Source organism: Marinifilum fragile JCM 15579, assembly GCF_001310955.1.
Taxonomy (GTDB): Bacteria; Bacteroidota; Bacteroidia; order Bacteroidales; family Marinifilaceae; genus Marinifilum; species Marinifilum fragile.
In genome coordinates, this window is record NZ_BAZX01000033.1 from 1 (window position 1) to 11460 (window position 11460).

General features: G+C 35.1%; 12 protein-coding genes. 11 read left to right on the forward strand and 1 reads right to left on the reverse strand.

Features of this window, described 5'->3' with window-relative positions; translation table 11 throughout:
- The 10 genes from JCM15579_RS20960 to JCM15579_RS17345 all read left to right on the forward strand — a co-directional run.
- The coding region (locus JCM15579_RS20960) for a hypothetical protein (protein WP_218186218.1) at nt 1-237 on the forward strand (237 nt) is incomplete at its 5' end.
- 580 nt (nt 238-817) lie between these two features.
- A complete protein-coding gene (locus JCM15579_RS17305; RefSeq protein WP_054722117.1) occupies nt 818-1390 on the forward strand; it encodes a Crp/Fnr family transcriptional regulator in 573 nt (190 codons plus the stop codon).
- Nucleotides 1391-1911: 521 nt separating this feature from the next.
- Nucleotides 1912-2088 carry a hypothetical protein gene (locus JCM15579_RS17310; RefSeq protein WP_054722120.1) on the forward strand — a complete coding sequence of 59 codons (177 nt, stop codon included), beginning with the start codon at nt 1912-1914 and terminating at the stop codon, nt 2086-2088.
- Between the two features lie 45 nt (nt 2089-2133).
- Nucleotides 2134-2853: an NAD-dependent epimerase/dehydratase family protein gene (locus JCM15579_RS17315; RefSeq protein WP_218186219.1), complete on the forward strand. Its 720-nt coding sequence runs from the start codon at nt 2134-2136 to the stop codon at nt 2851-2853.
- A gap of 257 nt (nt 2854-3110) precedes the next feature.
- The gene (locus JCM15579_RS17320) at nt 3111-3545 is read left to right on the forward strand and encodes a hypothetical protein (RefSeq protein WP_054722124.1); all 435 of its coding nucleotides are present in this window, start codon (nt 3111-3113) and stop codon (nt 3543-3545) included.
- Nucleotides 3546-4099: 554 nt separating this feature from the next.
- Nucleotides 4100-4708 (forward strand): hypothetical protein, encoded by a 609-nt coding sequence (locus tag JCM15579_RS17325; protein WP_157471539.1) that lies wholly within the window; start codon nt 4100-4102, stop codon nt 4706-4708.
- 412 nt (nt 4709-5120) lie between these two features.
- Nucleotides 5121-6050 carry a magnesium transporter CorA family protein gene (locus JCM15579_RS17330; protein WP_054722128.1) on the forward strand — a complete coding sequence of 310 codons (930 nt, stop codon included), beginning with the start codon at nt 5121-5123 and terminating at the stop codon, nt 6048-6050.
- Between the two features lie 155 nt (nt 6051-6205).
- Complete coding sequence (locus JCM15579_RS17335; protein WP_054722130.1) at nt 6206-6835, forward strand: lactate utilization protein; 630 nt, start codon at nt 6206-6208, stop codon at nt 6833-6835.
- A 121-nt stretch (nt 6836-6956) separates the two neighbouring features.
- Entirely contained in the window at nt 6957-7358 is a 402-nt protein-coding gene (locus JCM15579_RS17340) for a lipocalin-like domain-containing protein (RefSeq protein WP_054722132.1), read from the forward strand.
- Between the two features lie 5 nt (nt 7359-7363).
- Complete coding sequence (locus JCM15579_RS17345) at nt 7364-7903, forward strand: HD domain-containing protein (RefSeq protein WP_054722134.1); 540 nt, start codon at nt 7364-7366, stop codon at nt 7901-7903.
- A 140-nt stretch (nt 7904-8043) separates the two neighbouring features.
- Here the strand turns inward: JCM15579_RS17345 and JCM15579_RS17350 are convergent, their stop codons facing one another.
- The gene (locus JCM15579_RS17350) at nt 8044-8937 is read right to left on the reverse strand and encodes a LysR family transcriptional regulator (RefSeq protein ID WP_054722136.1); all 894 of its coding nucleotides are present in this window, start codon (nt 8935-8937) and stop codon (nt 8044-8046) included.
- A 136-nt stretch (nt 8938-9073) separates the two neighbouring features.
- Between JCM15579_RS17350 and ftcD the strand changes: the two genes are divergently transcribed.
- Nucleotides 9074-10774, forward strand: a complete 1701-nt coding sequence (gene ftcD, locus JCM15579_RS17355) for a glutamate formimidoyltransferase (protein WP_054722138.1) — start codon at nt 9074-9076, stop codon at nt 10772-10774.
- The last annotated feature ends 686 nt before the right edge of the window (nt 10775-11460 follow it).

Below are 11460 nucleotides of genomic sequence, written 5' to 3' on the forward strand. Positions count from 1 at the left end.
AAAATAACATCTAAGAAATTATTCTATGCTTCAGTTCCAGTTTGCAGCGAATTATATCATCATCAAGTTTTCTCAAAAAAAGATTCAACATACATTCTGGAATTTGAATTCGAATCTTATGACAGTTGGATTAATTTTAAGTTGATAAACGATTCGACAATTACAGCAAACTATACGGGATTCTCTGAAACAGGTAATGAGAAATTTAATTTTAAGCATATATTTCAAAGCAAATAAAAATAAGGAACAACAAAAGTTAAAATGAAAGGGCTATATAGGCCCCGCAACTAGATAATGCAAAAAAAATAAATGCAAGCGGGTTGCTCACTCCGTATCGTAATCTCCTGTTGGTCGGTGGGTAAGACGGTGGTAGTAGTCCCTATAGCTATCGGGAGTCCTCAAATTGTAGCAAGACCATTGCGCAATATGTGTAGAACCGACAAGACTCATTAATACGATATAAGAAAATGCTTATAATTACAATAAGCGTATTGACTGGTTTGAAGATTCTTTGCTAGGGCGGTGCGTTTGAGGGGAATTTATTTTGTCTGCTCCCCTGCGCAAAGATAAATGAACTCCCGCCACCCAAACCAGTAAATTACACACCCTTCGAGTCGCCCCTCAAACCAAGGTTTGCCAAAGAGCTTTTTTTATCCATACAACTTCGTCAACTTTAAATAAATAACTTATTTTGTATTTATGAATCGTTTTATGCGAATATTTATACTTTATAAAACCAATAAGGAAAAAGAGAGCATTGGCTTTATGATGTTAGGCAAAAGCTTAACGAGTTTTTTAAACTTCAAACTAAACCAATATGCCTATTTCGATAGTCGACCATTTTAGAAAATTTGTGACAATTAGTGATGACGATATCGAAATCATTAATAAATACATTAAACGAAATGCGTTCAAGAAGAAGGAAGAATTACTTAGGAATGGACAAATCTGCAAGTCATTATATTTTGTAGAGCAGGGTTGCCTGAGGATGTTTTACATTAATTCTAAATCAACAGAGCAAATAACCCAGTTTGCCATTGATGGATGGTGGTTAGCCGATTTTTTCAGTTTTATGGATAAGAAGGAGTCAGACTATTTCATCCAAACAATTGAGGCTTCAATTGTCGTTTCAATAGATTATCAATCTTTTGAAAGCTTACTTGTCGAAATTCCTCAACTTGAAAGATACTTCAGAATAATCATGCAAAAGAATTTGGCAGCCTCTCAACTACGCACAAAATATTTGTATGAGATGTCAAAAGAAGAATTTTATTACCACTTTACGAACTCATTTCCTGATTTTGTACAACGTGTTCCACAGTATATGATTGCATCCTACCTTGGGTTAAGCCCGGAATATGTTAGTGAATTAAGAAAGAAAAATAAATAATCGATTTTCTTAATCCAGCTTAATTTTTTTCGTTTACTCAGACTATACTTTTGTATTGATGATTTATTAAAACAATTAGTTATCAATACAAATAAAGGGTGGGCGATGAGAATAGAGGAACATATTAAGCGATAGATCTCCTTAAATAATGCAGAATTTATAGTTCTGGAAAAGTTTACTCGTAAGGAATCTTATAAGAAGAATGTTTTTATCTCAAAGAGGGGAGAAATATGCCAATCTCTACTTTTTGTTGAAAAGGATGTTTACGAATGCACTCTACACTCAATAAATCACAAGATATTACGCCCCAATTTGCGATTGAGGGAATGATGGCTTTCAGATTTCTTTAGTAAAGAGAGTACCCCTTAGTATGATACAATCATATTTGGGGATAATTCAGGATGAAGAAACATAAACCATGAACCATACATTGTTATTTGATTTCTTAAACCAGCTTAATTTTTGAGACATTGGTCTACCATAACTTTGTAGCATCGAATTATTAATAAAAAACAAAAATAATGGAAGCAAAAGAACAAGTATTAGAGGCAATGAGAAAAGATGGAACTCCTTTAAATGCAGGGAAAATTGTTGAATTGACAGGATTAGACAGAAAGGTAGTAGATAAAGCCATGGCACAACTTAAAAAGGAAGAGGCCATTGTTTCTCCAAAACGCTGTTATTGGCAGGCAAAATAAGAATTGGTAAAGAAAATTAACAGATAAAGTTTAATTATGAATAAAATGATTTTTTTAGCAGGAGCAACAGGGGCAATTGGTCAAGTACTTTCACGCATATTAGTTGCTGAAGGACACAAAGTTTATGGGACAACCCGTTCCCTGGAAAAGACTCCAATCTTAAAAGAACTGGGCGTTGAGCCTGTTGTTGTTGATGTTTACGAAGCCCAAAAATTAAAAGATATTTTGGCTGAAATAAAACCTGAAATAGTAATTCATCAACTCACCGATTTGCCTTATGCTTTAGATGCTGATAAAATGTCGGAAGCTTTGGTTAGTAATGCTCGATTAAGAAGCGAGGGTACAAAAAATCTTGTTGAGGCAGCGGTAAATGCAGGGTGTAAACGAATTATTGCGCAAAGTATTTCATTTGTTTATGATGATGGACCAGTGCCCCATGTAGAAGAAGATGCATTACTGCCATTATCGCATCCGGTTTATGGCGAAACCGCTGAAGGTGTTCGGATTTTAGAAAAACAGGTTATAGAATCCGGAGTAGAAGGTATTGTATTGCGATACGGACTTCTATACGGTCCTAAAACAGGATTTGATGCACCTATTGCACCTGCTTCGGTTCATGTTGAGGCAGCAGCAAGAGCAGCAGCAGTGCTTGTAAAAGGTGGTGCTCCCGGAATCTATAATGTAGCAGAAGCAGACGAATCCTTGTCGTGTGAAAAGGCTATAAAAGCTTTTGAATGGAATCCGTCGTGGAGAGAAGTAAAGTAACTTTTTAATAGCACTTCTATTTCTGGTTGTAAATCCTAAAAGGCTTTACAACCAGATTATTTTTAAGTGTATTGGCCCGTGAGGCTACTTTCAGCACAGAACTTGCCAAAGAGTTAATACATGTCGTACACTCTTACAATCTGTAATAGCAGTTTGGGGTTTACCAACAGACGAAAATTAAATAAATCCGTACTCGATATCAAGATAATTACTGATTCGACACACATGTACCACAAAGAATAAAAACACTATTAAATATGAATAATAAAGTAATCAAACTCTATTTGCGACTCGCAATTTCATTCGGATTTCTATCAGCAGTAGGAGACAGATTTGGTTTATGGAGCAAAGAAATTTCCACTTGGGGAAATTGGGACAATTTTTTGCAATACACAAAATTAATTAATCCTTGGTTTCCAGATTCTATGCTTACAACAATCGGTATTTTAGCAACTATTGCGGAAATTCTTTTTGCTGTGTTCCTTATCGTTGGATTCAAGACAGAACTTTTTGCCAGGTTAAGTGGAATTTTACTGCTGATTTTTGCCTTATCAATGACTTTTTCAACCGGAATAAAAGGAGCATTCGATTATTCTGTATTCATTGCTTCTGCTGGTGCCTTTGCCTTGAGTATAATGAAAGAAAAACATTGGGAACTGGACAATCTGATTAACAGATCAAAAGCGAAGTGATAATAAAAAACATGATATACAACAATGGTTATTCTTAATACGGTGAGATGCCAATTTAAAAGTCAGTACATTTATAAACTAAGCGGCAGATGGACAGTAAAGAGCTTTGGAATACTGCACTAAATATATCCCAATTAGTTGTTTTTCATGTAATTGAATGATGAAGAAGTTAATTTATGTCCTGTTACTGACAATATTTAAACCTCAGCTAATGCTAACTTGCTGCTCGTGCTTTGCAAAAACAATCCTATGTTGCTGCATGACCAATTTATTGATGATATAGAAAAATGTTCCAGGAAGAATTCTTTTTGGAACATTTTTTTTGAATAGCCTTAATACCAGTACAGGAAAAAAAATAAATAATTCTCTTAAAATTTATTACTGTAAAATGTTTCGATTGAAAATGATTGTTATACATTTAGCGGAGTATTATTTGAAAGGAGTATGATACTGAATTGAGAATTTCTAAGACAGAACTCTGAAATAATAAACTTGAGGAATTGACGGTACCATGTAATACCTTGTAAAATATTCTAACACATTAAAGAAAACCTATGAAACTCTATTTAAAAGTAGCTTTAGTATTATTCGTGATGGTGTCTTGTAAAATAGACCCAAACAAACAAATTGACGAAGGGAAAATTAATGAAAACACCTATTATAGTAAGGAAATAGGTTGGACTATGGAAATACCTAAAGGTTGGAAAATAACTCACAGAAGTGAATTGGAGAGAAGAAGTAAAAAAGGAATTGAAGCATTAAGTGAAACAGCAGGGATTGAGTATGATGCAAGTGGATTAAAACAACTTTTAAATTTACAAAAAGATAGGTTCCACATTTTTCAATCAACTTCAGACCCATTCAAACTTGAATATGAAGGCGAGTGGGAAGAAAATAACAAAGCAGTACAGGAGTTATTATATGAAACCTATTCAAGTCGAGGAATTAAAGTAGACACTTCATCTTCAAAGGAAATTATTGATAATCTGGAGTTTCAGGTTATTCATGTCACACTGTATGGACCAGATGGAAAGATAATCCTTTATCAGGATATGTACGGAAGACATATAAATGGTTGCGACTTTGGAGTTAACCTGAATTATATCAACGACAAAGAGAAGAGTGAAATGCTGAATGCTTGGAAGAACTCAAAGTTTAAATGATAACCTGCCTTAGATTAAATCAAAAGGGAACAAAAGTTTAGCACGCCCCTTACAAATAATAGAAAATTCAGATGGATAACTTCGAACTCAATAGAGAGAGTTGGAATGAGTTGATATCTATTACTTGGTTTTATAAAATAAAAGTATACAATTAAGGAGAGAGGTATGTTTCATACAATGAATGACATAAGAAGAATAAATGCAATTGTGTTCATTTATAAATTAGCTGCAAAGCTGAAAAATCTGAATTAAATAAAGCTTGATTCAAAAATGATATTACTTTTGCAATTGAAAATTTAAAAAAATTCAATGACAATGGACGAAGGCCCTTATCATAGTAAATTAAAGTATTAACATTCTGTAGGGCTTTGTGTTTCCTTACAGAATAAAATTGTTGTAAGGAGACATCATCATGATTAAAATCTTCAAAACTTTTGGCGGGTATGTTGAAATTAACAGCCCACAACATGATTGCTGGATTAATGTTACAAATCCAAGCGCAGATGAACTTAAACGTTTAGATGATGAGTTCCATTTGCCCAATGATTTGATAAATGATATATTAGATCAGGATGAACGACCTCGTATAGAGTTTGATGACAAGTGGACTTTGATAATTCTAAGAATACCTGTAGAAGTAAAAAACAATGGAGTTCCATTTTATACCATCCCGCTAGGTATTTTTATTGCAGAAAATTTTACATTGACCTTGTGTGTGCAAGACAATGAAATATTGCCCATCGGACAACCTTCTCCGTTTCGAGATCAATACAAAGAAATTTCTGATAGTTTTAATTTTATACTTCGACTGTTTCTTCGATCAGGAAATTTGTACCTGAAATACTTGAAGCAAATCAACCAAATGACTTCATTGATTGAACAAGACATTGAAAAATCAATTAAGAATAAGGAGTTGAACAAGTTGTTGAAGATGGAAAAGTGTTTGGTTTATTTTATTACCTCAATAAAAGCTAATGAAATTGTTCTGGCAAAACTTCGTAATTCAAAAAAGATAACGAATTTAATCAACGAAGAATTATTGGAAGATGCCTTTATTGAAAATAAACAAGCCCTTGAGATGGCGCAGATTTATTCAGATATTCAAAGCGGAATGATGGACGCTTTTGCTTCTGTAATTTCCAATAACCTGAATATTGTAATGAAACAGTTGACACTAATCTCAATTGTTTTAATGATTCCTACTTTGGCAGCAAGTATTTTTGGAATGAATGTTCCTAACTTTATGGAGAATTCAGCATGGGCTATGCCATCAATCATTTTTGGTTCGTTAATTTTATCATTTTTTGGCGTAGTTTTATTTCGAAAAAGACAGTGGTTTTAATAAAATCCGATTCGAGCAGGTAATTAACTGTATCTAAACAAATAGGCTTGATCGTTTTAATTTAAATGGCTGTAATTTCCAATCAACTGGTTTGAAAATAATCATGCTTGGTTCGTATGAATAAGCTATAAGCAAACCCAAAAACACAATTTACTATGGATTTATTAGTAAAGGCGAAGGAACAATTGGAACGAAATAATTTTGAAGTATACATTTCAGATAGTTCCGAATCTGCATATCATACATTTATTGAGGAAATATTGCCAACATTAAATGTACAAAGTGTTTCCTATGGTGATTCTAAAACAATGCATGAAACCGGAGTGATTGATTATATCAAAACTTGTACTTCATATCAGTTTATAGATACTTTTAATCCTGAGAATAGTTGGCGCGAACAAATTTTACAAAGGAAAAGGGCCTTAACGGCAGATCTCTTTTTAACTGGAAGTAATGCCATAACAGAAACTGGATGTTTGGTGAATCTGGATATGATTGGTAATCGAATTGCAGCACTCACTTTTGGACCGAGGTATGTGGTTTTGTTTGTTGGGAAAAATAAGATTGTAAAAGATCTGGAATCAGCTATGAAGCGGGTGAAAGAGGTTGCTGCAATAAAGAATGCAAAAAGCCATAAAAACTTAAATATACCATGTCAAAAAACGTGTAAATGTGTGGATTGTAGTAGTCCTCATAGGATTTGTAATTCGTGGACTATTACGGAAAAGTCCTACCCAAAAAATAGAATTAAAATTGTACTGATCAATGAAGATTTGGGATATTAAATCAGTGCACAGTAAAAAGGAAAAGTTTTTGGGTAAAGAATGATTTGGCATAAAATATGTATATTGATTTTGCTGTGTTTTAAAGATCATTAACGAACAAGAATCAAAAAAATATAAAACAATGAAGAGAACAATATTAGGCTTACTATTGATAGGATTAATTTCTCTTGGAGCCTGTAAAGAAAGTAAAAATACAGGGGAGAAGAACATCAAAAAAGAAGGAGTAGCGACTTCTGCTGCACCTATCAATAAACAATTATTAATAGGCTCTTGGTTGGATACATCTGCATCTCAACTTCATTTTTCTTTGCTTGAAGATGGAACGGCACGTTCAGATAATATGGCAACACTTTTGTATCAGAAGTGGAGATTAGAGGGGGGCAAATTAGTTTTAACTGTTAAAAGCATCGGGAATGGCAGTTCATCCATTGATGAAGAAAGCTATGAGATTAAAACATTGACGGAAGAAAAGTTGGTTCTACAAAATGGAGATTATGCCATGGAATATACAAGGGAAAAATAAAGTCAATGACACAAGAAATTTATCAGAGAGCATTGAAGTTTGCTGGTGAAAAGCATAAAAATCAGAAAGTGCCAGGAACCAACTCAAATTATTTATTGCACCTTTCCAATGTAGCAATGGAGATATTGATGGCTTTTGCAGCTGAAAAGAATTTTGATGTAGATTTTGCCATTCAACTTGCCATATTACATGATACCATTGAAGATACGGATACCGAGTTTGCAGAACTAAAGGAAAGATTTGGAGAGAGGGTTGCCCAAGGAGTTTTGGCTTTAACTAAAAATGTAGATCTACCTTCTAAAAAAGAGCAAATGTTGGATAGTTTGTCGCGCATTAATCAATTGGAAAAAGAGGTAGGAATGGTGAAATTGGCCGACAGAATCACGAACCTTCAGGAGCCTCCACATTATTGGGACAATGATAAAATTGAGAAATATCGTAAAGAGGCTGAATTGATTAGTCAAACACTTGTCAATAAAAATGACTACTTAAATATAAGATTGGAAAGTAAGATTGAAGAACACAAACAGTACCTCAATGGATGATCATTTGATTGAAATTGACGTGAATCAATAAACTCTAGCTCAATAATTTTAGAAAGAGGCCTCTCCTGTTTTAAAGGAAGCCTCTTGAATTTTTAAATTTTATATTCTTACAATTTGTAAAATTCGTGGTTTCAGATATTCTAGAAATTCACTTCTTCTGCAATATTCAAGAAGTTCTCCAACAGGGGATTTGTATTCACCGAATTCCATACCAATTTCAGGGTGGTACGTTGTGGAATTTTATCCAATTCGATGAATTTGATTTTCATATCGAATCCCAACTTCAATGAGGTTGGAACAATTGAGACTCCAAAATTATTTTCGATTAACCTGAAAATGGAACTTGCATTTACCGTATTGTGAGAGATGATGGGAGCAAAGCCGGCATCATCGAAAATCTGCATTACCTTTTCGTAATAGGATTGACTATAAGAGGAATCAAACAGAATAAATGGTTCATCTTTAAATTGTGATAAACCTATAAATGTGCTTTCATCCACCTTGTGATCAGCAGGTAAAACCAATGAAAAAGTATCCTCGAAAAGAGGCAGGATATTCAGACCTCTTGGCACACGTTCCATTCTAACAAAACCAACATCTATTTCTTGTTTCAGTAGTGCTGTTATCTGTTTGTTGTTATCCATCTCGTTGATATCGAATAACACATTTTTATGCTCTTCTTTAAATTTCAATAATAAATCAGGAATTACCCTTTGCATGGCCGATCCCACATAACCCAACTTTAAGTTTCCATCTACACCATCGTTCAGCAATTTGGCATGCGAAATGATATCAGCCAAGCGCTGAAAGTTATTGATTAACTCTCTTTGCATGTACTCACCGGCTTTGGTAAGCTTTACTTTTCGGTTGTGTCTTTCAAACAGGTTAACTCCCAAAGCTTCCTCCATTTGCTTAATTTGTCGGCTTAAACCGGGTTGAGAGATGAACAATCTTTCCGAAGCTTTTCTAAAATGCAAGTCCTCGGCCAATGCTAAAAAATACTTGAAATGTCTAAATTCAGTTTGATAACTCATAGTTATGAATCCCTAAATAAAATAGTATTGTTACGTATCAAACTTAGTGATAACTTTACACAATTAGAAATTCTATTACGATTACTCGGGTAAAGTAATGAGAAAATTTAAGCAACAAATTTAGATCTAAATCAATATGAAGCAATTAATCGAATGTGTTCCTAATTTTTCTGAAGGGAACGACATGAATATTATTAAGCAGATTACAAACGAAATTGAATCTGTGGAAGGCGTAAGCCTAATTGACGTTGATCCGGGAAAAGCAACTAACCGTACTGTTGTAACTATGGTTGGAACTCCTGATGAGGTTTGTGAAGCAGCTTTTCGTGCGGTAAAAAAAGCGGCTGAATTAATTGACATGAGCAAGCACACTGGTGCTCACCCACGTTTTGGTGCTACTGATGTTTGTCCATTGGTTCCTGTAGCGAATATTACAATGGAAGAAACTGTTGAGTATGCGCACAAATTGGCTCAACGTATTGGTGAAGAGGCTGGTGTACCAGTTTACTGTTATGAGCATGCAGCTCGTAAGGCAGATCGTAAAAACCTGGCGGTTTGTCGTGAAGGTGAATATGAAGCTGTAAAAGAAAGAATCGGAACAGAAGAGTGGAAGCCAGATTTTGGTCCAGCTGAGTTTACTCCTGCTGTAGCAAAGAGTGGTGTTACTGCTGTTGGTGCTCGTAATTTCCTAATCGCATACAACTTTAACTTGAACACTACTTCTACTCGTCGTGCCAATGCAATTGCTTTCGACGTTCGTGAGCGTGGTCGTACCTTGCGTGAAGGAAACCCTATCACAGGTAAAATTGTAAATGATGAAAACGGTAAGCCAGTTATGATTCCTGGTACTTTGAAAGCTACAAAGGCAATCGGTTGGTTTATTGAAGAATTCGGAGTGGCTCAGATTTCAATGAACATGACTGATATCTCTGTAACTTCTATTCACGAAGCATTTGATGAAGTATGTGCTAAGGCTCAGGCTCGCGGTATTCGTGTAACTGGTTCTGAATTGGTGGGTGTTGTGCCATTGAAAGCAATGTTGGATGCTGGTAAACATTACCTACGCATGCAAGATCGTTCTACTGGTATTTCTGATCGTGAGATTATCAAGATTGCTGTTAAATCTCTAGGATTAGATGAATTGTATCCATTCGATCCAGATAAAAAGATCATTGAGTACATTTTGGAGAACGAAGCGAAGAAAGGTCAAAAGAAATTGGTTGATATGACCCTTACTGCATTCGTTGAAGAAACAGCTTCAGAATCTATGGCTCCGGGTGGAGGATCGATCTCTGCTTATATGGGTGCTATGGGAGCTGCTCTTGGTTCAATGGTGGCTAACCTTTCGGCTCACAAGCCAGGTTGGGACGAGCGTTGGGAAGAGTTCTCTGATTGGGCTGAAAAAGGAAAAGAATATCACACCAAACTAACTTGGTTGGTTGATGAAGATACAAATGCATTCAACAAAATTATGGATGCGGTTCGTATGCCAAAAGGAAGCGAAGAAGAAAAAGCTGCTCGTGCTGAAGCAATGGAAGAGGCTACCAAGTTTGCAACTATGGTTCCTTTCCAAACCATGGAACTTTGTTTAGGTTGTATGGATGTTTGCAAAGCAATGGCTGAAATCGGAAACCCTAATTCGGTTACTGATGCTGGCGTAGGTGCATTGGCTGCTCGTTCAGGTGTAATTGGTGCATTCATGAACGTGAAAATCAATGCTGCTGACCTTACTGATAAGGCTTGGGCAGAAGGTATCATTGCTAAAGGACAAGCGATTGTAGACAAAGCAGTGGCTTACGAAAAAGAAATTGTTGATATAGTGAATGCTAAGATTTAATAATTAGTGAATTACTATGTTGTTGTTGAACCTGCCAGTTTTCTGGCAGGTTTTTTTGTTTCAAAATTACAGACTTTTGATGCTCTCACTTGAGTGAGGGTATCAATTGATAAAATGATATTGAGGGCCTCACTTTGAGTGAAACCCTCAAAACACAAAGGAAATAATCCTTTAGGGATTACATATTTATAGCAGAATGTATTTTTGTAATTGGAGGGTGTCCAAAAAGTAAGTTCAATCGAATACAATGTCATGTTGAATGAAGTGAAACATCTGTTAATCAAAGGGACAGATTCTTCTCCCGAGGCTTCGGGATCAGAATGACAATAATATTGAACTTTTTGGACACCCTCTTTTTTACATCATTGTATCTATAAACATTTGAATCATACAGATTCAAAATCACAAAATATTCGATATTTCTTCAAATCCAGAGGAAAACTTCAATACTACTGCCTTATTTTCTTCCTCCCATGGGCAGCAAGCTAATAACACAGCATTATTTTCTTCCTCCCATGGGGAGGAGAGAAATAACGCTGCTTTATTCTCTAATGTTTGCTCAATTCTTAAGGATATATAGTTGGGCAATACACCGGGCAAATGGAATGGTGAAAACACAGATGAGTTTTTAGCCTTTTCCTTATTGGTAGAATGTCGATAGATGATGAAATTCTAAGCACTTGAGG

Bases quoted from the DNA above. Each gene is read 5' to 3' on its own strand.
- JCM15579_RS17305 (WP_054722117.1), top strand. From the start codon at position 818: ATGCCTATTTCGATAGTCGACCATTTTAGAAAATTTGTGACAATTAGT.
- JCM15579_RS17310 (WP_054722120.1), top strand. From the start codon at position 1,912: ATGGAAGCAAAAGAACAAGTATTAGAGGCAATGAGAAAAGATGGAACT.
- JCM15579_RS17315 (WP_218186219.1), top strand. From the start codon at position 2,134: ATGATTTTTTTAGCAGGAGCAACAGGGGCAATTGGTCAAGTACTTTCA.
- JCM15579_RS17320 (WP_054722124.1), top strand. From the start codon at position 3,111: ATGAATAATAAAGTAATCAAACTCTATTTGCGACTCGCAATTTCATTC.
- JCM15579_RS17325 (WP_157471539.1), top strand. From the start codon at position 4,100: ATGAAACTCTATTTAAAAGTAGCTTTAGTATTATTCGTGATGGTGTCT.
- JCM15579_RS17330 (WP_054722128.1), top strand. From the start codon at position 5,121: ATGATTAAAATCTTCAAAACTTTTGGCGGGTATGTTGAAATTAACAGC.
- JCM15579_RS17335 (WP_054722130.1), top strand. From the start codon at position 6,206: ATGGATTTATTAGTAAAGGCGAAGGAACAATTGGAACGAAATAATTTT.
- JCM15579_RS17340 (WP_054722132.1), top strand. From the start codon at position 6,957: ATGAAGAGAACAATATTAGGCTTACTATTGATAGGATTAATTTCTCTT.
- JCM15579_RS17345 (WP_054722134.1), top strand. From the start codon at position 7,364: ATGACACAAGAAATTTATCAGAGAGCATTGAAGTTTGCTGGTGAAAAG.
- JCM15579_RS17350 (WP_054722136.1), bottom strand. From the start codon at position 8,937: ATGAGTTATCAAACTGAATTTAGACATTTCAAGTATTTTTTAGCATTG.
- ftcD (WP_054722138.1), top strand. From the start codon at position 9,074: ATGAAGCAATTAATCGAATGTGTTCCTAATTTTTCTGAAGGGAACGAC.